This is a genomic window from Ruegeria sp. BHSA163, from assembly GCF_059613365.1.
Genome location: NZ_JBXWSJ010000005.1, coordinates 116,382 through 138,933 on the forward strand (window position 1 = coordinate 116,382; position 22,552 = coordinate 138,933).

The window sequence follows — 22,552 nt, forward strand, 5'->3', positions numbered from 1 at the left end:
CAGGAGGAGGAGAATGATCATGAAACACTTTATCGCCAAGACCGCGTTCTTAGCTGTGCTGGCAAGTCAATCGTTTGCCGAAGAGATCATCACCGTCCCTTTTGACGGCACTTTTGACGATGCGACGTTTGCCGTCGAGTCCGCGATTGTCGGGCAAGGACTGGTTATCGACTATGTCAGCCACGTTGGAGACATGCTGAACCGGACGGGTGCTGATGTCGGTAGCGCCAAACAGATATTCTCGTCAGCAGATATCTTCATCTTCTGCTCTGCAAAAATCTCCCGTGAAGTAATGGAAGCCGACCCGATGAATATCGGGTTCTGTCCCTACGGTATTTTCGTGGCCGAGGATGATGGCGGCGTAATGGTTGGTTATCGAAGCTATCCCGAGGGGCCAATGGAGAAGGTAGAAACGCTGCTTTCGGGAATTGTTGAAGAGGCGGTCGGGAACTGAAATGAATTACCCAAAGTATTTTCGCGAGCAGTTGGAACAACTGCGGGAGGAGGGAAACTACCGTGTTTTTGCTGATCTGGAGCGGCAGTGCGGCGCGTTTCCATCGGCGTTTAGTCACGCGGAAACCGGCCCTGAGAAAGTCACTGTTTGGTGCTCAAACGATTATCTTGGAATGGGCCAGAATCCAAATGTTCTAGCTGCCATGCATCGGGCGATTGACAACTGCGGTGCCGGGGCTGGTGGTACCCGGAATATCTCGGGAACCACACACGAGCATGTTCTTCTCGAGCGGGAACTTGCGGACTTGCACGGAAAAGAAGCGGCTTTGCTGTTTACTTCTGGTTATGTATCCAATTGGGCTGCTTTGGGAACCTTGGCGTCCCGAATTCCCGGCATCACAGTTCTGTCTGATGAATTGAATCACGCTTCGATGATCGAGGGCATACGCCACAGTCGCTGTCAAAAGCGGATTTGGAAGCACAACGATCTTGAAGACCTGGAAAAACAACTTTTGGACCTGCCGGCAAACGCTCCAAAACTCATTGCGTTCGAGAGCGTCTATTCGATGGATGGAGACATCGCTCCAATTGCAGAGATTTGTGATCTGGCGGATCGGTATGGCGCGATGACCTATCTGGACGAGGTTCATGCAGTAGGACTTTACGGTCCGCGCGGTGGCGGCATTGCCGAGCGCGAGGGTTTGATGGAGCGTCTGACCGTCATCGAAGGCACCTTGGGCAAAGCGTTCGGTGTCGTCGGTGGATATATCGCGGCGTCCTACGACCTTGTTGACTTTATTCGCTCCTTTGCCAGTGGGTTTATCTTCACTACCGCGTTGCCTCCGGCCGTCGCTGCAGGCGCCGCAGCATCAATATGTCATCTGAAGCAGAGCGATAAGGAGCGCTACCTGCATCAGCAACGCGTGCGTGAGGTCAGGGACAGGTTGGATGCTCTGGGAATTCCACACACCAAAAACCCAAGTCACATTATCCCCGTTATGGTCGGCGACCCAGTCAAGTGCCGTTTCATCTCAGACGTACTGATGCGCGATTATGGGATTTACATCCAGCCCATCAACTACCCAACCGTTCCAAAAGGAACTGAACGTTTGCGTATTACACCATCGCCAGTGCATTCCCCTGAAGATGTAGATCGTTTGGTGTCTGCGCTGGGCGATCTTTGGACGCAATGCCAACTGGCCCGCAAACCAATCGCGGCACAGTAAAAACCTGGGAAAAAGACCAAGACCAACATACGAAGAGGAGAGAATTTCTGTCTAGGTAAGTTCTCACGGATTATTTTTGGGGAATGGTGCTTTGGCCCCTGTCGGCGCGTTTGTTGGCCATTTGTTCGTCACCATGATGGAAGGAGACTGCGTAGTGAGTTCTGGGTTGTCCGGCGGTTTAACCTAGTTTTTGATGGTTTGACTCGTAGTTTCCATGTGTGGATCGAGACGATCAGCGCATAGACTGATGATGCGAAAGCCTGTTTTTCGGCGATCTTGATTTATTCGAATTCCATCTGTTCGAAGACACGGCCAGCGTTTTTTGTTGCAAGTTCCTCGAAGGTATCCAAATGGGCATAGGGGGACTGATCGACATAGTAAGCCTCTGTCAAATCACCCCCGGAATCCATATGCTCTTGAATCTTGCCGCGCAGGTATATCAGGTAGTCGCGCGTGTAGCGCCGCACCTGATCCATGTTTGTCGGATGACCGTGACCGGGGATCACATAAGTGGCGTTCAAAGCCTCGAACTCATTGTCCCACGTTTCCAGCCAATCAGCAGTGTACGTTTCCTGAAAGATCGGCAGCATTCGTTCGTGAAACGCCATATCGCCCGCAATGACAAGGCTTTGGTTAGGTAGCCAAATCGAAATGTCTCCGGGACTGTGTGCGGGCCCCAGGTACCTTGCCTCAATGCGATAGTCGCCCAACTCAACCACGTATTCATCTTCAAAGGTCTCGGTTGGACCAGCCAAAAAAGTTCCTTCTGCCTTGTCTTCATTGTAGTTTTGCATCCCTGCAAGGATCTGGGGGCCGTATTCCTCGAATTCAGCAGCCGCATCCGAGTGGGCGACGATTGGAATGCTGAGTTCTGACCAATAGGCGTTGCCCAGCATCGCGTGCCCTTGACCATTCTCGTTGAAGACAAGTTTCACCGGCTGATCAGTGACTGCTTGAATTTCTTTATGAAGCGCCTCCGCAAGTACATAAGCGGCCCCGCCGTTTACAACAACCACGCCGTCACCGGTAACGATGAAAGTTAAGTTGTTGTTATGGCCCGAGTTTTCATAGGTCGGTGGCGCAGTCGCCCCAATGGCAGAATAAACACCAGGGATGTACTCGATCGGTTTTGAATAAAGCACGCTTTGTGGGTATTGGTCGGCAATGTCTTCGCTGGCGTAAACTGGAAATGCCACGGTGCTGGCAACTACTAAAGTCCTTATCATGAGGTTTCCCCAATAAACCGATAAGCCGAACCGGTCTTTTCCACACGACCAATCCCACCGTCGGGTAAGTGAAATCCAATTATCTTCATTTGCTCGTGGGAAACTTGATCCAATAGTGACTTCCGCGCGGTCGCAGCTGTGTCAGGATCTTGATCCGTACCGCTGTGCCAATCAGGGCGTTCAAACGCGACATGCGGGTTACCAAGCGCATCACCGACGATCATCACCGCGTCATTTCCATCGCGAATTTCAAACGCCATATGCCCGGGCGTATGCCCAAAACTAGCCCGCGCGGCTATTTTAGGTAGGATTTCCTGCCCATCCTCAAAAAACTCGACCTGATCTTCGATCGCTTCCATTCTCCGTTTTGCGCCCACAGCGAAAGAAGCGCGATCAGCACCAATGGAGTCCACAGTCGCAGGATCCCACCAATAGTCCCATTCTTTACGGCCGAAGTGATAAGTAGCGTTGGGAAAAAGTGGATCGTCGAAGTCATCCAAAACACCCCAGATGTGGTCTGGATGAGCATGGGTAAAAACTACCTGTGTCACTTCATCCGGGGACAATCCAACGACATCAAGAGTTTCCGAAAGCTTTCCGGATGTTGGCATAAAGTCTGGTCCGGCACCAACATCGAATATCACAGTGTTTTTCCCGTCCCGGTAGAGCGCGATATTGCACTCTGGCTCGTACGTGTTCAGATTCGCCTGATTGCGACGCAAGATTTCTTTCAGTTGGTCTTTCGGCATTGAGCCGAAGACCATCTCGGGCGGCAAAGATAAATAGCCGTCCGATAACGTTGAAACCATTGCTGATGACCCGAGTCGAATGTCTGCGAGTACAAACTTGGATTGTACGCCAAGTGTTGCCAGACATGCGGCGTGACGCAAGAGAGCGCGTCGGGTAAGGGCATTCCCACTCATATACAATCATTAAAATGAATATATTAATTTGTAAACGCTGAAAGAAGGCTAGAGAGTGCCTCGGTGGTTAGACTACTCGTCTCTACCAGGTTCATTCGGATCGTTGGAGAAAAGCGCAATCTTGTTGCCATGAGGGTCGCGGAGGTAACCTACATAGAAATGAGCACCATACAAGTCGCGAAAGCCGGGCTGGCCTTCATCAGAGCCACCTGCAGCAAGCGCGGCATCGTGAAGGTCACGCACCTGCCTCTGGCTGCGCGTCTCGAATGCCACCATTGACCCATTGCCAGCAGATGCCGGACCGCCATCAAACGGTGATTTTACGTAGAAATCTGGCTGAGTAGGAGGCTGATCCGGCTGCAAAGGTAGCACGTAACTTAAGTCTCCATGATACTCTTCTAGCACATACCCAAGTGCCGGAAGGAAAGCTGAGTAAAAACGTTCCGCCCGTGCGATATCGTCGGCTCCAACAGTGACATAGGCAATCATTCGGCGTGTTCCTGTCTGAGAGGTTGCAATCTGGACGAAGCTTCTGCAGGGAGTTAAGGCATTTTAGCAATTGGCTCAACGGATGAGCGCTTGGATGCTATGAAATAAGGGTGTTGTTGCAAGTGAAGCATTCGCTCATATTGTCCCACCAAGCAGTTGCACACTCGCCGGTTAAAATAAGTCCCTTCCTTCTCGAAAACTTAGGGCATTGGAACCTCAGTTGTGTATTTTGGAACTTGGTATCCGCGCTGCACAGCCGGACGGCTAGCGATGCGAAGGTACCACTCTTTCACATTCGGGTAGTCGTTCAGGTCGATCTCTTGCCATTCAAAGCGTGAAACCCAAGGCCACGTGGCCATATCAGCAATCGAGTATTCGCCGCGCCCAGCACCAGCTATGAAATCGCGACCCTCGAGCCGCGTATTCAAAACACCATACAAACGTTTTGCTTCAGTCGAGTATCGCTCTTCTGCGTAGCTTGACTTGCCACGGTTATACTTCACGAAATGATGGACCTGACCAAACATCGGTCCCACGCCACCCATCTGCCACATTAACCACTCGATAGCTGGCCACTTCTCGTCGCCTTCAGGAAGGAAACGCTCATACTTTTCAGCAAGATAAAGCATTATGGCACCAGTCTCCATCATATTGATGCCTGTTTCATGGTCCGCGATTGCAGGAATTCGGTTGTTTGGCGCGATTTTCAGAAACTCTGGGGCGAACTGCTCGCCTTTCGAGATATCAATAGGATGTGCATTATAAGCCACGCCAAGTTCTTCGAGCATGATCGAAACTTTGCGGCCGTTTGGGGTAGTCCACGTGTACAGATCTATCAAGGCTTATTTTTCCTCAACCTGAGTTGCATAAATGGATAGTAAGTCATTATGGCCGCAGCACCAGCACGGCGGTACATCGTAAATTAAGCGTTCCTCATTAGAATGGTCGGCTGCCCATCTTGAAGTGGACTGGTGCACGAATTTTTCTGCTTGAGGCTCAGCAATACCGTTCTGGTCCGATCCACTGTGAACTAGAATAGCGGTCACCATGCGCCCATCCTGGTGGCAGAACAGCGTCAATTTTCTGAAGATCACCTTTTGACAGTTTCAAATCAGCGCCGGCCAGGCATTCTTTGAGATGGTTGACAGAGCGTGTTCCCGGTATCGGAATTACGTGAGTGCCTCTGGATAGCAACCATGCATTGGCTAGCGCTGCTGCCGACGTTCCCATTTCTGAAGCGAGACTTCTAAATTTTTCCAATAACATCATGTTCTCTGAAAGATTGGGCTCAATGAAACGCGGATTTTCGGCGAGAAAAGGCAGGTCTTTGATACGTTCCCGTGGAATGGGGTTGTCGGTCAAGAGTGACCTCCCAACGGGAGAGAACGCAACCATTGATACGCCGAGTTCTGCGCAGGCCTGCACTAATCCTAGTTCGGGGTATCGGGTAGAAAGCGAATATTCAGATTGAACAGCTGCGATCGGGAACGCCTTCATTGCGCGGCGCAATGTCGAAGGGGCCACTTCTGATAGACCAATTGCCCGAGTTTTTCCTTTCTCAACCAATCGACCAAGGTTGGCTGCGGTCTCTTCTGGTGACAGTCGAGGATCACGACGATGAGCATAAAACAAGTCCACACATTCCACGCCGAGTCGTCGCAGCGATTTATCAAGCTCTGCCTCAAGATGTTCGAAAGTATTATCGAAGAACCGGTTTCCTTTGTCATCCCTTGTGATCGATGCTTTTGTCGCGATGACAAACTCGGCACGCGCACTGGGGTTGGCTTTAAGGTACGTTCCAATGGCTTTTTCCGACTTGCCCATACCATAGACGTTCGCCGTGTCGAGATGTGTAACACCCAGATCGCGGCACGCATCCAGTATGGCATGGCTTTCGGTTTCATTTGTGGGCCCGTACATGTCAGAAAACGACATCGCACCGTATCCAATGGCAGCAATATCCGGCCCATCCACGCCTAACTTTCGCTTTTGCATACTTGCCTCTGTTTCTTAGCTATCAGTGAAGTTGACGCGCCCTTGCGCCCTTGGAAAACAGCGTTTCCGTCGCCCTAACCGGTTAGGGACCGGTTCTGAACAACTACAGGTGTTTCGAAATATCGAAAGGTTGGTGGGCTCGCCAAATTTTTGTACTTTCTTCGAAAAGTTCGATAACGCGATTACGCCCCATCCCATTTGGCATCTCAAATGTCACAATTTCAGTAATCATCCGCAGCGCTCCTGTCACCCAAGAATGATTGCATGCGTACCGGAGCATTGCCAGACGCGATAACAACAACTTTGCTAGACATGTACCAGATGCATTGTTTGCTGCCCGGTTTCTTCCCTTACTGTTCATTTACACGACCCAGAATTATCACCGAATGCGCGGACAAGGACATCCGGCAAGTCATTGCATCGCTGACGAACTTAGCTGCCGAAGTCGGAAGCATGATCAGAAAGGCGAAAATTACTAAGAAGCACAGCTTAAAATGGCCCCCACATGCTCAACTTCTCAGTGATGTGTTCCCGAGCCTTTCAGAAATCTTGTTCGCAGCTTCGATTACGGACCCCGCAAGTACTTCAAGTTTGCTGTCGGGAAACCTTGTGATGGGTCCAGAGATTGAAACTCCAGCGACAACATTTTCAAGCGAGTCAAAAACCGGGGCAGCGATACATCTCATGCCCAAGAAACGTTCTTCATCGTCGAGGGCCCATCCTCTTTGACGAGACTTTAACAGCTCCGCCTTCAAATGCTGGGTGTCGTGAATAGAGTTTGATGTTTGACGAACTAAAGTCAGCTGCGCCATCAGCTCTTCTAGTTCGGCCTCTTCCATAAATGCCATTATGGCTTTTCCTACTCCGGATGTATGAAAATAGGCCGCCATCCCGTTCTTGATCGAGGCTCTGATCGGATTTTCAGACTCAATTTGGATTAGGTAAAGCAGCTTGCCACTTTCTTGGACTGCCAGGTTCGCAGTTTCACCGGTCTCCTTGGCAAGCGTCCTCATCACTGACGGAGCGGCTTCGAGAAGGCTTGACCCTTCTTCAAAGGTGCTGCCAATCCGGTAGGACTGGGGTCCAATCCGCCACTTACCTTGTTCTTCGTCGAGCGCAACCATGCCGCGTTGCCGAAGTGTGTTCAGTATTCTGTGCACGGTCGGTGCCGGGATTTCCGTTGCTTTGACGATTTCAGCCGGAGTGGCAGCCTTGGCGTCTGCTAGAAAAACCAGGACTCGAATACCACGATCAAGCGCGACGACAGGTGAGTTTACGGATTTTACCTCATTTCCTTTCAGGCGAGGTCTTCCTCGACGTGTTGTGCTGCTGTGTTCGTTCATAATCGCTGTAACCAATGTTCAGGTTGTACACTGCAGACTCTAGCTCGTCTGCTAGGCCGAAAAAATGAAAAAATATTTTTTGTTAAATTATAATTGGTTAGGAGATTTTCGGTTTCCTTATCGACGGAATTTCCAAAAAATTTTGAAAATTTTGAATTCTGGCTTATCGTCGTGGGTATCCGCTGGAGGGCGGATCGGTGCCAGAGCCGATGCGAAATCGGTTGGGCCCAGTCAAGGGAGGAAACATGACAAAATCTTTAAACCGCAGAAGTTTTCTGCGCGGGTCAGCTGTCGTTGGCGCCGGCGCACTCGCCGCACCTGCAGTTCACGCGCAGGAGGGGACCAACCTCAAAATGCAAGCCGCTTGGGGCGGCGGCATCTTTTTGGAAAATGCTCAATCCTATGTGAATAGGGTTAACGAGATGTCAGGTGGCAAGCTGACTATTGAACTGCTTCCGGTAAACTCGGTTGTCAAAACCAGTCAGATGCAGGACGCTGTCCACCGCGGCGTTCTGGATGCAGCGCATTATGTTCCTGCATATTGGTACTCCAAGTCCAAAACAGCATCTCTGTTTGGCACCGGGCCTTGCTTTGGCTGGTCAAGCCAGGAAGTTCTGGGATGGGTCAATTATGGCGGCGGACAGGAACTGTTCGACGAGCTGATGGGAATACTTGGGTTGAATGTCGTTTCTTTCTTCAACTCTCCTATGCCCGCTCAGCCTTTGGGATGGTTTAAAGAAGAGATCACAAGTGCCGACCAAATGAACGGTTTGAAATACCGGACGGTTGGACTTGCGGCAGATGTTCTGCTGGAAATGGGTATGTCCGTTGTTCAATTGCCTGGTGGTGAAATCCAGCCTGCAATGAAGTCTGGCCTTATTGACGCGGCAGAATTCAACAACCCAACTTCGGACCGCGACTTCGGAATGCAAGATGTGTCCAAACACTACCACCTTGCTTCGTTCCATCAGAGCCAGGAATTCTTTGAAGTTACCTTCAACAAGGACAAGTATAATGCACTTGCGCCGGAGCTTCAGGCGATCCTTAAATACGCGTCCGAGGCCGAGAACTCCAACTTCTATTGGAACAATACCAAGCGTTACTCCGAAGATTTGGTAACGCTGGCAGAGGAGCAGGGCGTTAACGTTTACCGTACTCCTGATAGCGTTATGCAAGCGCAGCTAAATGCTTGGGATGTGGTCGTTGAGCGTATCTCGAACGAAGACCCGTTCTTTGCCAAAGTTGTCGATAGCCAAAAGGCTTACGCGAAGACGGTAATGAATTACCTCAACCTGAACCAGCCTGACTACAAGCTGGCCTACAAGCACTATTTCGGCTGAGGTCTTGGGGCAACCAGAAGTGGGAAGCCGCGCTGTAGCGCGGCTTCCTGAACTCCGGGCGGAACAGGCGAGGAACTGACCTTGATCAAGACAATCCACGCGATCGAAGGGCTAAGCCAATGGGTAGGCAAGGCCTTTGGATGGTGCATCCTTATTCTGACACTTTCTGTGTCTTACGAAGTGTTCGTCCGGTACGTGCTTAACAAGCCAACCGTCTGGGCGTTCGATATGATGGTCCAGATGTATGGCGCGCTGTTTCTGATGGCCGGTGCCTATGCCTTGGCCCAAGACGCCCATGTACGAGGGGACGTACTTTACCGGCTTTTCACTGTCCGCTGGCAGGCGCGGGTCGATTTCGTTCTGTACATCCTCTTTTTCTTCCCGGGCATGTTCGCCCTGTTCTGGTACGGATGGGAAATAGCCAAGGATAGCTGGCGATATGAAGAAGTCAGCTGGAATAGCCCTGCAAGAATTCAAATCTATTTCTTCAAAACTCTGATCCCGGTCGCTGGTTTTCTTCTCATGCTGCAAGGTCTTGCCGAAATGGCGCGCTGCTGGTTGGCGATGAGGAATGGCGTTTGGCTTGAGCGACTGGATGACGTGCGCGAAACCGAAGACATGTTGATGGAAGAAACAATTGACAGGATTCGGACAACTGGCACCAAACAAGGAGGCCAAAGCGATGACTGATCCTCAGGTCGCCATCTTGATGCTGAGCCTCTTTATTGTGCTGGTTCTTTTAGGTTTTCCAATTGCGTTTACGCTTTTGGCGATGGGTGTGGGCTTTGGCTACTACGCGTATTACCAAGCTGCGCCTGAAAGCATCGCGGACATCTTCAACAATAACATCTTCTATCTCTTGAACCAGAATACCTATTCGGTGATGGAAAACGACACGCTCGTCGCCATTCCGTTATTCTTGTTTATGGGATACGTGGTCGAAAGGGCGAACATCGTCGATCGTTTGTTCTTTTCGCTTTACATGGCGGCCCGAAATTTGCCGGGATCGTTGGCTATTGCAGCACTGTTAACCTGCGCTGTGTTTTCTACTGCTTCTGGAATAGTTGGTGCGGTTGTTACTCTAATGGGCTTGCTTGCGTATCCGGCAATGGCCAACGCCGGGTATCAGCGGAGTTTTGCCTCTGGTGTTATCTGCGCCGGAGGGACATTGGGAATTTTGATCCCACCGTCGATTATGCTGATCGTTTATGCCGCTATTGCCGAACTATCACCGCTGCGTTTGTACGCTGCGGCGGTTTTTCCCGGGCTGATGCTTGCGGGGCTTTACATCGTGTATGTGATGGTGCGCGTTTGGTTGAATCCGGCGTTGGCACCAAAACCGCAGGAGGAGGACATTCCGCCCCGGCGGCAGATCTATATGGATCTTTTAATTTCCTTCGTGCCACTGACCGTTTTGATAATGTTGGTTCTCGGTTCAATCCTTGGCGGCCTGGCGACGCCTGCTGAAGCGGCCGCAATGGGCGCTTTGGGAGGATTGGTTCTGGCGATGCTCTATCGGTCATTGTCCTGGGACAAGGTCAAACAGAGCGTCTTTCTGACTGCCAAGGCTACGGCAATGGTGTGTTGGCTATTCGTTGGCTCTTGGACTTTCGCCTCCATCTTTTCGTACCTTGGCGGCCATGACGTGATCGAGCATTGGGTGGTTGGAATGAACCTGCAACCCTGGCAATTCCTTGTCCTTGCTCAGTTAATCATCTTCTTGCTGGGTTGGCCGCTTGAGTGGTCGGAGATCCTGATCATTTTTGTGCCAATTTTCCTGCCGATGTTGGAAACATTCGGGGTAAATCCATATTTCTTCGCCATGCTGGTTGCTCTTAATCTGCAGACCTCCTTCCTGACACCGCCTATGGCAATGTCAGCTTACTACCTGAAGGGCGTTCTAAAAAATCAGATACAGCTGATGGAGATATTCAAAGGTCTGATGCCCTATCTGGCCATCGTGATCCTGTGCATGGTGCTAATGTATCAGTTTCCAGGCATAGCGCTTTGGTTTCCTGATTACCTGTTCGGGGTATGGGTTCCATGACCAAGCACGACTTGTCGCTTTTCTCGGCGGTTCAAGCCGCCGAGGCTATTCAAGCTGGGCGAATTTCTTCAGAGGCTTTAGTTGAGGCCTGCCTTAAACGGATCGAAGAAACGGACGGAGTAATTCGTGCCTGGGCTTACATAGATGCCAGTGAAGCGCTTGGTCAGGCGCGTGAACTGGATCGTATTCGCAAGGCCGGAAGGGCCACCGGGGCATTGCATGGTGTACCCGTCGGATTGAAGGATATAGTCGACACAAGAAACATGCCCACGGAGTGCGGCACTCCGATTTTTGCGGGCCGTCATCCGGCCTCGGATGCCAGAATAGTTGAACATCTACGCGAAGCCGGTGCGGTAATCATGGGTAAAACCAAAACCACTGAGTTCGCCTTTATGCACCCGGCTGACACCTGCAATCCTTTTGACCCAGCCCGAAGTCCCGGCGGTTCTTCGAGTGGGTCTGCCGCAGCTGTCGCAGCCAGACACGTCCCGTTGGCAATTGGCACGCAGACTGGCGGGTCGGTTATACGACCTGCTTCTTTCTGCGGGGTCTATGGTTTTAAGCCGACCCGTGGAACGATCTCTCGAAGTGGGGTCTTTCGGACGTCAGTGTCATTGGATCATGTGGGGGGATTTGCTAACTCGCTTGAAGACATCGCGTTGCTGACGGATGTCGTGTCCGGCTATGATCAAAACGACCCAGTCAGTTTTGCACGACCACGCGCGAACATGCTTGAAGGGGCTCAGGCAGAGGTGCCAGTGGAGCCGAACATTGCTTGGCTTAATTTTCCATTCGATGATCGTTTGGATGCAGATACTGTTGAAGGAATAAATGCCGTAGTTGACGCCCTCGGTGGTCGGGTCGAACGTTTTTCGGCGTCGCCTCAATTGGCCGATCTCGTTGATGTTCACAAAACGATTTACGACTATGAGATTCGCCAGAATATGGCTGAAATTTCAGAGAATCATTGGCCTGAAATCAGTGTTGAGATGCGGTCCGCGATCGGCCGTGGCGCAGAAATCAGCGAGGCGCAGTATAAAGATGCCCTGTCGGTCATGGGTTCTGCTCAAAACTTTTTCGCAGAGTACTTCAATGACTTTGATGCAATCCTTGCGCCGGCGGCGACAGGAGAGGCGGTACCGATTGTTGAGGGGCACACCGGAGATTCTGTATTTTGTCTAACTTGGACGCTAGCTGGTTTGCCGTGCCTCACGCTGCCTCTGCTTGTTGGCCAGAACGACATGCCGATCGGCGTTCAACTGATTGGCGCAGTTGAAGAAGACGACCGTCTTTTGCGCACCGCTTCATGGGTCCAACGCCGCCTGAGGTCACTAGAAAACAAGGGAGAATAATTGCATGTCACGAATGACAAACATTCTCATGGGAGTTATTGGCACCGGCCTGATGATGGTCTTTGTTCTGGGCCTTGCTCACAGCATCTCGACTGGGTTTGCCGGATTTTGGGGCGGCTTCCCGTTCTTGTGCATCGCGATCTTTGTGATTGCCCTTGCGCTTTACAACTTCTGGGAAGATGCCATCAAAAAGGACTGACTTCGTGACTGAGAAACCCGTCCTGTGGCTGCCGCGGCGCGTCTCTGACGCGACAGTCGAGCGTGCGTGCCGTGACTACGAAGTTATTCTGAACGACGACGACACGCCCGGCACGCCCGATGAGATCATTGCTATGAGCGCAAAGGTCGACGCGATGATGCCATGCCATTCCGAACATTTTTCAGCAGACGTTGTATCGCGGCTTGACCCGCGTCTGAAAATCGTTGCCAACCACTCTGTTGGTGTGGATCACTGCGACCTGCAAGCCCTTGCTGCCAAAGGTATTGTGGTGACGAACACCCCTGATGTTCTTTCGGACGCGACAGCTGAACTAGCGATGTTGCTTATGCTGGGGGCTGCGCGGCATGCCGTCCGAGGCGACCGCTTGATGCGTACCGGAGCATGGGATAGCTGGAGTCCGTCCTTCATGGTCGGCAAGCAGGTCACGGGTGCACGTCTTGGAATCGTCGGGATGGGGCGAGTGGGGCGGGCCTTTGCTGAAAAGGCGCGCGGATTTGATATGGATATCCACTATTTCAACCGAACCCGGCTGTCACCTGATCAGGAACTTGGCGCAACGTATCACGAAAGCATTGAAAGTCTTTTACCCGTAGCCGATTTCCTGTCACTCCACTGCCCGGCGACCTCAGATACAACGAATTTGATAAACGCAGAACGAATGGCGGCAATGCGAGACGGAGCAATACTGGTCAATACCGCCAGAGGCGCGCTTGTTGATGAAGACGCATTGTTGCAAGCCATAAAAAGTGAAAAACTGGCCGCGGCGGGACTTGATTGCTTCAAAACCGAACCCGGCGGAAACCCGAAATTTGCAGACCACGAGAACATCTTCATGTTGCCCCATATCGGTAGTGCCACTACAAAAACTCGGGACGCTATGGGCTTTCGCGCACTAGACAACCTAGACGCTTTCTTTGCCGGCAAAAAGCCGCGGGACCTACTTTAAAAAGGAAATTCAAATGGCAAAACTTGCGTTTATTGGCCTTGGCGTAATGGGCTATCCGATGGCCGGACATCTCCAGGCGGCGGGGTACGATGTAACTGTTTATAACCGTACGTCGACAAAGGCTGAAGAATGGGTCGCGGAACATGGCGGCAGCATGCGCGATACTCCGCGAGAGGCTGCAGTGAGTGCAGATTTCGTAATGACATGCGTGGGAAATGACGATGACCTTCGCAGTGTTTGCATTGGCCCGGAGGGCGCTTTTGCAGGCATGTCAGCAAACGCAACGCTCGTTGACCATACTACTGTTTCCGCGAAGGTGACTCGTGAGCTATATTCCGCTGCCAAAGAACAAGGAGTGGGCTTTCTAGACGCGCCAATATCCGGTGGGCAAGCGGGTGCTGAGAACGCGGTTCTTTCCATTATGTGTGGTGGAGACCAATCCGTGTACTCGGCCGCAGAACCCATCATGAAAGTTTACTCGAAAATCTGCCGCCGAATTGGAGAGAGTGGCGCGGGTCAGTTGACCAAAATGAGCAACCAGATTGCAATTGCTGGTTTGGTCCAAGGCCTGAGCGAAGCTTTGCATTTTGCAGAGAAGGCAGGCCTTGATGGACGCTCGGTAGTTGAAGTCATCAGTCAAGGCGCCGCAGGAAGCTGGCAAATGGTCAATAGGTTCGAAACCATGCTTGACGATCATTTTGATCACGGATTTGCCGTGGACTGGATGCGAAAGGATCTGGGTATCTGCCTTGATACAGCCAACGAAACCGGTGCTAGTTTGCCGGTGACCGCCCTTGTCGATCAATTCTACAAGGATGTTCAGAAACTCGGGGGCGGTCGGTGGGATACCTCTTCGTTGCTGAAGCGACTTCGCGCAATTGATTAGACTTCAAGTTTTTTCAGCGGCTGATTGTAGTGATGCTTAGCTACATCAGTCTGTAGCAGTAAATTCCCGAAGCGTATTTGGCGGGGGCGGTTAGGCATTGACTTAGGAAGACATGCATTCGCCCTGAGTTCTCCTGCTCGAAATTCGGAGTTTTCTTTTCAGATGCAAAAATTCGGGCATACTTGGACGGCAATCTTCTGGAGGACAAGATGGCCGATCTAGACCCGCGTGCAACCCAGGTGCTTGACCTATGGTTCCCCGATTCCGGGCATTGGAACAGCGCCCAAGCACACCTCAATTTCTGGGACGAACGCATGCAGGGCGGCATGGACAACGTAATCTGCAGCGAGTTTGCCGATCTGACCCAGGCCGGGGCTCGCGGAGAGTTGGATGCGTGGGCCGAGACACCTCGCGGCAGAATGGCTCTGATATTGGTGCTAGACCAGTTTCCACGCTCGCTCTGGCGGGATACACCCGGTGCGTTCGGCCAAGATATCAAGGCTTGCCGGCTATGTTTGGAGGGTATTGGCAACGGGCACTACCAGTCATTGCCGGTACCATGGGAACGGATGTTCTACGTCATCTCCATCGGCCATTGCGAAGGCCCCGACCATTTGGAGCGGATGGACTTGTGCATCCGCCTAGTAGACGAAATGGAACCGATTTGGCCGGAGGCTCTAGCGCCCCTGGCTGATGGTGCTAACGGGCAAAATAAAACCGTGCGTGGCGTGATTGAGCGTTTCGGAAGACATCCCCACCGAAACGCGGTTCTTGGTCGAACGTCTACCGCCGCAGAAGAAGTCTACATTGCTGCCGGCGAATTTCCGCACCAGCGAAAAGCGTCGGACACGGTGGGAAGCACCTGAACGATCAAATGGAAGCGACGTAAAGCCAAGCGCAGCCGTTTCGTTAAGTACAAATAGAGCGTTGTTCGGTGAATGTCCGCGCTGCGCCCAATCTGGAGCCCTGTTCAAATAGTAAATTGAGAAACCAAAGATCTATTCATGTGTAAATCTAGTTTTATGGCAAGCCGACGCTTCGCACGGCATCAATAATCAGAGCGATGGAAGATCAACGTCGTAGTATAAGATCAGGGACATTCCGATCTGAATAAACCATGGATGTAAGATCTAAAGTGAGGCAGATGGATTGGCAGTTGAGAATGCCGCAATCAATTTTTCTTCTTTATTAAATTATTCGGCCAAATGGCGGTGCTGTCAGACGAATTCGAACTCGTCTCTGATAGGCCAGTGAGGCTGTCCTTTATCCCGCGCCAAGTGTGCACCACTCGGCCTTTGCGGCGGCCCCAGCAACAAGTGCATATGTCTTCAGTAGAAGCTGACTTTACTGACGTCTAAACGAGCTTGATGATCGCGGCCGTAAGCTACGACTCCAATTGAAGTAATCCCAGTAGGTGTGGGCGTTGAACGTAACATGGCGCCCGATGCCTTAAAACTCGAAAATGGCAGTAAGATTTCCGTCCACGATTCCGTGGTTTTGAACTCGGCCTCATAATATTGCCATGGCAACACTGTGCCCTTTGTCCTGAGGTGAATAAAGTACTGCTCGCCGTTGCCCCTCACCACGATTCTGACGCCTGCGGTATCCGAAGTTGGCCGGTCTGATAGTTTGCGCCGGAACTGAATAAAGCCTCCATTATTTTCCGTGCTGACAGTTCCGGTCAGCCTTGCGAAGTCAACGTCGCCTTCAGTTAAAAAGAACACCTGACCAGAAGAAACACCCCCCATGACACTATCTGCCACATAGTCCCATCGGGTTTCCGGAGACCCGGAAAAGTCCTCGGCGAGGGTTTCGCCAGCCTCAGCCGTTGCGGTTCCCAGTATAAGAATGCCCATGAGAGGCCCTACTAACAGAGTACGAATTTTGCACTTTCCCAATTTAGTGTCGCGAAAGGCAGGTTTAAAATAGAGGCGAAAGCGATCCAGACCGAACATTGAAAAAAACTTAGTGCCGTTATCTGATCCGACGACAAACCGATTTGAACAAAGGCGGTGATTACGAACATCAAATATATGATAACCACCAAGGCAAGCCGAACAGATTGCAGTAAGGCGTAAACTTTGATCAATTAACCCTACAGCTGCTGCTAAAACGAAGCGGAGTGGCATGACGACCTTTTGGATGTTCATAACATTAGTTTTACGCCTGAAGACAGGTTTTGGATCAATTCTGTATCTCTTCGGATCTACTGCCGCAGTTAACAAACGAAATTGGCGATCATAAGTATTGCCACTCGCGGAAAGTGTTTTCTGCTCTCTAACGATGCACGTTCATTGTGAATCCAGGATGATCTCGATGGCAGATGGATTGCCGAAGTTCAAAGATTTGCCGGCAGAAATCGGAGGCTCCGGCGAACTAAGCAGCGAGTGAACCCCGCAATAATCCGGGTCTCAGTTTGGAAGCCCCAATTTCGCAATTCTATTCCAAATGGGTTTCCAGAGATCCGTTCCGTAAACCGGGAGTGCTCGAACCAAGCTCAAACGAAACGTTGGACAGTTGCGTATGAGCGCCTCGCTGAGAGCCTTAGCTTCTTCCCTGTTGCCGATCAGGTGAGTACAGATTGTGAGGCCAAGTAGATTTGGCGGCAGCTCAGGCGCGAGCTGGTCTGCCTTGCGAAACCACTCCAAGGCGTCATCTGGGCGTCTGGCGCAAAGATGACCGTGACCCACGGTTCGATTGTAGAGATGTACGTACGGATCGTCAGCTGCCACTTCTATTGCGCGAAGTGTGCTAGATATTCCCTGCTCTGCATCACCAGAAAAAATCTCTATAGAGCCCCGTGTCCATAGCCCCATGTTGTAGTCAGGGTTGACGTCCAGAGCATGGTTAACGGCCGTCAATGCTTCTGCAGAGCGACCATGTCCATGCAGCAATAAGCCTGCATGAGCACTGTGCAACATGTCTGATCTGTTATTGGCTCGGATCGCCGCGGTAATGCGTCCAAGTGCCTTCATCAATACATCATGTGGAATAGGTTCCACACCGTAGAACGGATTGGCTAAACCAAGACCAGCCGCTGCCATTGCCAACGCCATAAATGCATTTGGTTCTATTGCGAGCGCGTGTTCCGCGATCAAACCTGCGCCGTGCCATCCTTCAAAGGTTGGATTAAAAAAGCTTGCGCCAGCAAGTGCAAGGAGGTCTTCAAAGGACAACTCATCAAGCGACTTGTCTCTCAGACGTCGTGCGTCATCCGCCGCTACGCGTCTTCGAATGCTCATTACAAGTCGAGGTGCACATAAATCTGCAATGTCAAATGGGTCGACGCTGTCCAGGTCATATCGTTCTGCCCAAATTTGGCGACCATCGTCAGCTCCAATCAATTGCACGCCAACTCGCATACGACTTTTTGATTGGCGCGCGCTTCCATTGACTACGTAGTGTCCAGCGTCTGGGTTTTGGACAACTTCTAGGCCGGTCAGCTGCCCTAAGTGCCGCTGCACCTCGGTTGCCAGCACGTCGGCAACGTCTTCTTCATCAGCGCTTCGGGAAGAAAATCCTTCGACAAATACCCGTGGCTTGGTCGCCTCTCGAAGGGGTGGCAGCTTTTGCGGCCAGGACCAAACACGAATTGGTCGAGGGATATTTTTGAATTTTCGATTACCGTTGTCATGAAAGACTTCAGTGAGCTCGTCATCCAGCCCCGCAAATACCTCATCTGATGCAAGAATGCCGCCAGGGGTAGCCATGCCTTCCAACCGCGCAGCAACGTTCACGCAATCTCCGAGAACGTCATCATCTTGGTAGTACAAATCGCCCTCGTTGATGCCGACGCGAATGTTCAAAGGCCTTTTGCTATGTTCTTGGGTTTCAATTGATTGCGTCGCAAGCTGCAATTCTTGCGCACACCGGACAGCTTTTTCTCCCAACGGAAATTCGACGAGGAAACCATCGCCCATTGTCTTGAAAATGCGCCCATGATGCCGCCGAACGATTGGTCGAAGCAACGTCTCCTGCCAGGATCGCACCCGGTTGAGAGCAACATGTTCATCGGCTCCCACCATGGCACTATAGCCAACGACGTCGATTGCTACGATTGCCGCTCGCCCTTTTCTCATGGTGAAACCCCGAGAGACCCTTTCCGCGAATATTCTTGCATGTGTGGGCGAAACCGCAAAGGCATGAGTTTGGCACTGCAACTTAAACTGCTCTAAACGACAAGCTTGCTGCGGGGCCGGAATAGTCCATCGAAGAGCTTTTCACCAATTTCCGCGTTGCAGATTTTGGTCATAGCCGAAGGCTTTCGCCCTCTTGGGCAGTTGGAGATCAAAATTTCAGCAACATGACAGAAAGGTCCGCAACTTCGCCCACGCGTTGAACTTCGTCACAAAAGCTTCGCAAACCTCTGTAGACTCGGGTGGTCCGTGAGTGGACCCATTTCAGAACCCGTGGCCCGTCGACCCGTTCGGTTGGCGGGTCTATTTTGGTTTGCTCGCGGAGAAAATAGGTGAAGAGGGCCTTAGTCGCCAAACTCAACGTTGGTCGCCGCAGGCAAGACTAACGGCTTCGGGGCTCAAAACAGCCGTTCGCTGCACTACGGCGACGAAGCATTGATCAAGCTTCAGCTTCGGGCTCGAAGCAGACATTCGCCGCAGTTGGTACGAACGACTGCTCTGTGGACGAAGCCGACGCAAGCGACACGAGCGAAGTACGTTTCGTGCCGCACTATCCGCGAATTATGCGAAATACGCCCGAATCTACAGAAGCAGCCACAAGCACGCCTGCCCAAAGTGCACCGGGGATACCTGGGCTCGCAACGTCTTGGCCCGCAAGATAAAGGCCAGGGATCGGTGTTTTTGCCCGCAAAGCATCGCACATGACGCGTTCCGGCGTGACATCAAGGCCGTAGAATGCCCCATGATTATGCCCCGTGAAAGACACGGTCGAGAGCGGCGCGGCGAGGTTCTTGTACACAACGTGCTTGGCAAGTTCCGGAAATCGCTCTTTAAACATTGCCATCATGGTTGCTTCGGTGCGGCGTTTGAATTCGGTATAGTCGTCACCGCCGGCTCCCTCAGGATGGACGGCCCAATCTGCCACAATGGACCAATCCTCCCAGCGCAAAAGTTGCGCGGTGTGTTTTTGCCGAGGTCCAGGATCATGGGCTGCGTTTTTTAGTGAACCAAAAGACACCGTCATGTGCGGCGGCGGGGCGTCCGGTGCGTCCATCCAGAGAACGTCTGTTTCACCTCTAGGAAAGAACCAGTGGTTGGCTTTCGTGGCGCCAGCGGCCTCGATATCGCCTTCAAGTCCAAGAAATACGTTGAAATGTGCGATGCTGGCCGGCAATCCGCGAATATCAGCTTTCCAGTCGGCTGGTCCTTTTTTGTCAGGCAGGAGTGTGTCATTGGCGCTCGCGCGCACCGATGTCGGAAATGACCGCATTGGCGTGTAACTCGGCCCCATCTTCGGTACGAACACCCGCCACCGTCTCTCCGTCAAAAAGCAGTTCCATCACGCAGGTACCGGCGCGAACTTCACCGCCTGCCTTGGTGATGGTGGTCCCCGGGGATCAAGCCAAGCCAGCTCCGCGACGAAACTTCTGGAAAGTTGCGTCGTTGGAGTTGTTTTTTTAGCTCGCGTAAACTTCTGAAGGAATTTCTTTCATATTGAAACCCAACTTTGGGTGTCCCGCCCAAGCAAAGTTATTCTGACAAATCCTCTGAGAGCTAATAATGAGCCCGATTAAATCTGAAAAACCTCTTTGATGCAAACTACGGAGTCCGCTGGCGCGGCCGCAGGAATTTAAGACAGTCAACCAATTTGACTTATTTGTTTAGCGAAGCACGAAGGCCAACAAAACAAGTAAGAAGAATAGGTTGACCACCGTAATTACGATCAACACTCGCCTCTTGGAACTCAAATTCCCAATAAGATTAATCATAGTCAAAACGCTCTGAAAGAATTCGGTGCCAAGGGGTGCCCTTCTTTATGAGATGGTCCTCGATGGTTTCCATCATATTAGACGGACCGCACAGGACGAAAACCCAGGAACGGAACTGATCCAGCGAAAATACACGATCTATAATTTCAGCATCGATCAGACCTTCCTCTCCTTCCCAGCCCTCAGGCGGTTCCGACAGGACATAGGTAATATCCTCTTTACCCAACTCATCGCGCCAGGCGATTTGGTCGAACCGTTTGTTTCCATAAACCATTTTCACCTGGCGCGGATCACCACTTGCTCGCATCTCCCGCAGTATACCCAACAGCGGCGCAACACCGACGCCACCTGCGATCAACGCGACCCCCGGCTCGTCGCGATCGTCGATGGATAGGCTGCCATAGGGCCCGTCAATATATGCGACAGTTTCCAGTTTTGTCCCACCTACCGCTCGGCTAAAATCCCCCAGCTCCTTAATCATGAAGGAAATACTCGGACCATTGGCCGGCGCCGAACAAATTGAAAAAGGGTTTTCATTGATTGAAAAGGGACCATGTCCGACATTTAGCCAAACAAACTGTCCAGCCTTGTATTCGAGGCCAGAGTGGTTCTGAGGTGCCACTGTGATCTCCCACTGATTGGGAGTCAGGCTGGTTACAGACTTGACACGCCATACTCGCCCCATGTCACGCAGCGGAACCGCCAGATAAATATATAGAAGGGAACCAAGCGCAGCCCCGGTCATTACAAGCCAGAACCAAGTCAATTCGGGCTGAGATCCATAACGACCAGCATAGACTGTGTGATGTAACAGAAGTACCGCAATCATAAGTGCGCCCAATCCATGAATTAGGCGCCATGTCTCATACTTAAAATCCAACTTCTTCCGCCCTATCGCAAGAAACACGAGGCAAAACAAAAGTAAGAACGCGGCAATGCCGGTCGAAAGATATGCAAACTCTGTTGTAATCGTCAGTTGGCGCGTGGGATCCCAGGGTCGCGGACCGCCGGACGGTGTACCTCCATAAAGAAATGGGTGTATGAAGGCGAAAGCAAGCGCTGTCCGCGCCAGAAGCTGATGCGCCCGCATTGTCACATCCATACCCAATCCGTTCGAAATGATCTTAAAGCGCCCGGAAAGAACGAACTCGACGAGGATTATCGAAAAGGCAAGCATACCGAACCCCGAAGCAAGCTCTTGGTGAAATGGACGCGGCGGTCCACCAAATATCCATGAAAGTATCAGAGGAAGCACGACCGTGATTGCGTAACCGATGATCAGAAAAATGGGTTTCACATGAGATTTCCGAATAACTCCGTTGACCAATGCAATTGAATTTTTTCAGTGTCACTGATCTCCCATAGAAAATTGAACGAATGTGAATTCGAAAAAATACTTGTACGAGTCATAATCCAACCTTTTTCACGGGTCAGCCTTGATGGGGATCAAGGAGAGCATCCCCTGGCCCAAGCCGAGTTCTTCTGAAAAGACCAATTCGTGAGGGATGACCGCTGGCGGGACCTTTTTCTCTGTTCCGAAACGATGGGCTGGCCATCAGTTACCGCAATTGACTACCGCATGGCAGTCAGGTTGGCGATCAGCATATCGCGCTTTTTCGCCATTTGCTCTTGTATTTTGTGTGCCAGATCAGCCTCGGGACCGCAGCACACGACGGCCGTATCTTTCATCTCTCGGTGTGTTCGATCAGCGGAGTCGAGCATTGCTCGCCGGACGATTTCTAGGATTTCTTCACGCCTTTCCTTGGGAAAGTCGTTCGCGAGGGCTTCGTCGAGTTCCTGAGTTACACGACTCGAAAGTTTCTCAAGGTTCATTTTCTTGTTCCATCCCTTTTCCTAGTTGATCACCGGCCTAAGCACGGACAAATTGGAGTTGACCTTAGCTAATAACGCTTGTGGCTAATCACTTTTAACACACTCTGATCCAAGTTAGTGCCTCGATTGCAGAATTTGATTTCGTTTCGATCGTCGAAGCATTTATCGGTGGCTGGTAGTAGCGGATTTTGGACCGGCGAATGTCGGTTTGGCCCACAAAAACAAACGTTCTTAGCATCGGCACTGAATGACCGCTATGCAGATGGGGTGGATGGCTCCTGCTCCATCGGCGTCGCGATGCGCCATAGTGCAGGTGTCGTTATCTGCGAGAGAGGAGTCACCCCATGCAAGTTACCACGATCGGCCTT

21 protein-coding genes are annotated in these 22,552 nt (G+C 51.6%); 10 read left to right on the forward strand and 11 right to left on the reverse strand.

What is annotated here, in order from left to right; all coding sequences use genetic code 11:
* The first annotated feature begins 19 nt into the window (after positions 1-19).
* Complete coding sequence (locus AC2FNV_RS04390; protein WP_170474556.1) at positions 20-454, forward strand: DUF302 domain-containing protein; 435 nt, start codon at positions 20-22, stop codon at positions 452-454.
* A gap of 1 nt (position 455) precedes the next feature.
* Complete coding sequence (gene hemA, locus AC2FNV_RS04395; RefSeq protein WP_170607570.1) at positions 456-1,679, forward strand: 5-aminolevulinate synthase; 1,224 nt, start codon at positions 456-458, stop codon at positions 1,677-1,679.
* A gap of 281 nt (positions 1,680-1,960) precedes the next feature.
* On the opposite strand, the gene AC2FNV_RS04400 is transcribed toward hemA, so the two are convergent.
* The 6 genes from AC2FNV_RS04400 to AC2FNV_RS04425 all read right to left on the reverse strand — a co-directional run bounded on the left by AC2FNV_RS04400 (position 1,961) and on the right by AC2FNV_RS04425 (position 7,655).
* Complete coding sequence (locus AC2FNV_RS04400) at positions 1,961-2,905, reverse strand: MBL fold metallo-hydrolase (protein ID WP_170607572.1); 945 nt, start codon at positions 2,903-2,905, stop codon at positions 1,961-1,963.
* Positions 2,902-3,828, reverse strand: a complete 927-nt coding sequence (locus AC2FNV_RS04405; RefSeq protein WP_170607574.1) for an MBL fold metallo-hydrolase — start codon at positions 3,826-3,828, stop codon at positions 2,902-2,904. The genes AC2FNV_RS04400 and AC2FNV_RS04405 overlap by 4 nt, the downstream gene beginning before the upstream one ends.
* A gap of 72 nt (positions 3,829-3,900) precedes the next feature.
* On the reverse strand, positions 3,901-4,317 hold the full coding sequence (locus AC2FNV_RS04410) for a VOC family protein (RefSeq protein WP_170607576.1): 417 nt from the start codon (positions 4,315-4,317) through the stop codon (positions 3,901-3,903).
* Between the two features lie 200 nt (positions 4,318-4,517).
* On the reverse strand, positions 4,518-5,156 hold the full coding sequence (locus tag AC2FNV_RS04415; protein ID WP_170607578.1) for a glutathione S-transferase family protein: 639 nt from the start codon (positions 5,154-5,156) through the stop codon (positions 4,518-4,520).
* A gap of 157 nt (positions 5,157-5,313) precedes the next feature.
* Positions 5,314-6,312: an aldo/keto reductase gene (locus AC2FNV_RS04420; protein ID WP_170610977.1), complete on the reverse strand. Its 999-nt coding sequence runs from the start codon at positions 6,310-6,312 to the stop codon at positions 5,314-5,316.
* Between the two features lie 509 nt (positions 6,313-6,821).
* On the reverse strand, positions 6,822-7,655 hold the full coding sequence (locus AC2FNV_RS04425; RefSeq protein ID WP_170607582.1) for an IclR family transcriptional regulator: 834 nt from the start codon (positions 7,653-7,655) through the stop codon (positions 6,822-6,824).
* A gap of 245 nt (positions 7,656-7,900) precedes the next feature.
* Between AC2FNV_RS04425 and AC2FNV_RS04430 the strand changes: the two genes are divergently transcribed.
* The 8 genes from AC2FNV_RS04430 (at position 7,901) to AC2FNV_RS04465 (ending at position 15,312) form a co-directional block, all read left to right on the forward strand.
* Entirely contained in the window at positions 7,901-8,995 is a 1,095-nt protein-coding gene (locus tag AC2FNV_RS04430) for a TRAP transporter substrate-binding protein (RefSeq protein WP_170474579.1), read from the forward strand.
* 81 nt (positions 8,996-9,076) lie between these two features.
* A complete protein-coding gene (locus tag AC2FNV_RS04435) occupies positions 9,077-9,685 on the forward strand; it encodes a TRAP transporter small permease subunit (RefSeq protein WP_170474581.1) in 609 nt (202 codons plus the stop codon).
* Entirely contained in the window at positions 9,678-11,042 is a 1,365-nt protein-coding gene (locus AC2FNV_RS04440; protein ID WP_170474583.1) for a TRAP transporter large permease, read from the forward strand. Before AC2FNV_RS04435 ends, AC2FNV_RS04440 begins: the two co-directional genes overlap by 8 nt.
* The gene (locus AC2FNV_RS04445) at positions 11,039-12,394 is read left to right on the forward strand and encodes an amidase (RefSeq protein ID WP_170607584.1); all 1,356 of its coding nucleotides are present in this window, start codon (positions 11,039-11,041) and stop codon (positions 12,392-12,394) included. The genes AC2FNV_RS04440 and AC2FNV_RS04445 overlap by 4 nt, the downstream gene beginning before the upstream one ends.
* Before the next feature lie 4 nt (positions 12,395-12,398).
* Entirely contained in the window at positions 12,399-12,593 is a 195-nt protein-coding gene (locus tag AC2FNV_RS04450; protein WP_170474589.1) for a hypothetical protein, read from the forward strand.
* 4 nt (positions 12,594-12,597) lie between these two features.
* Positions 12,598-13,560: a 2-hydroxyacid dehydrogenase gene (locus AC2FNV_RS04455; RefSeq protein ID WP_367648194.1), complete on the forward strand. Its 963-nt coding sequence runs from the start codon at positions 12,598-12,600 to the stop codon at positions 13,558-13,560.
* A gap of 13 nt (positions 13,561-13,573) precedes the next feature.
* On the forward strand, positions 13,574-14,446 hold the full coding sequence (locus tag AC2FNV_RS04460; protein ID WP_170607587.1) for an NAD(P)-dependent oxidoreductase: 873 nt from the start codon (positions 13,574-13,576) through the stop codon (positions 14,444-14,446).
* Between the two features lie 209 nt (positions 14,447-14,655).
* Positions 14,656-15,312: a DUF924 family protein gene (locus AC2FNV_RS04465; protein ID WP_170607589.1), complete on the forward strand. Its 657-nt coding sequence runs from the start codon at positions 14,656-14,658 to the stop codon at positions 15,310-15,312.
* 462 nt (positions 15,313-15,774) lie between these two features.
* Here the strand turns inward: AC2FNV_RS04465 and AC2FNV_RS04470 are convergent, their stop codons facing one another.
* The 5 genes from AC2FNV_RS04470 to AC2FNV_RS04490 form a co-directional block, all read right to left on the reverse strand.
* On the reverse strand, positions 15,775-16,596 hold the full coding sequence (locus tag AC2FNV_RS04470) for a CIA30 family protein (RefSeq protein WP_254444618.1): 822 nt from the start codon (positions 16,594-16,596) through the stop codon (positions 15,775-15,777).
* Between the two features lie 261 nt (positions 16,597-16,857).
* Positions 16,858-18,525, reverse strand: a complete 1,668-nt coding sequence (locus AC2FNV_RS04475; RefSeq protein ID WP_170607595.1) for an adenylate/guanylate cyclase domain-containing protein — start codon at positions 18,523-18,525, stop codon at positions 16,858-16,860.
* A gap of 607 nt (positions 18,526-19,132) precedes the next feature.
* Positions 19,133-19,852, reverse strand: a complete 720-nt coding sequence (locus AC2FNV_RS04480) for a phytoene desaturase family protein (protein WP_170610975.1) — start codon at positions 19,850-19,852, stop codon at positions 19,133-19,135.
* Positions 19,853-20,343: 491 nt separating this feature from the next.
* Positions 20,344-21,648, reverse strand: a complete 1,305-nt coding sequence (locus tag AC2FNV_RS04485; RefSeq protein ID WP_170607599.1) for a ferredoxin reductase family protein — start codon at positions 21,646-21,648, stop codon at positions 20,344-20,346.
* 275 nt (positions 21,649-21,923) lie between these two features.
* Positions 21,924-22,184 (reverse strand): hypothetical protein, encoded by a 261-nt coding sequence (locus tag AC2FNV_RS04490; RefSeq protein WP_170481788.1) that lies wholly within the window; start codon positions 22,182-22,184, stop codon positions 21,924-21,926.
* Positions 22,185-22,552: the final 368 nt, after the last annotated feature.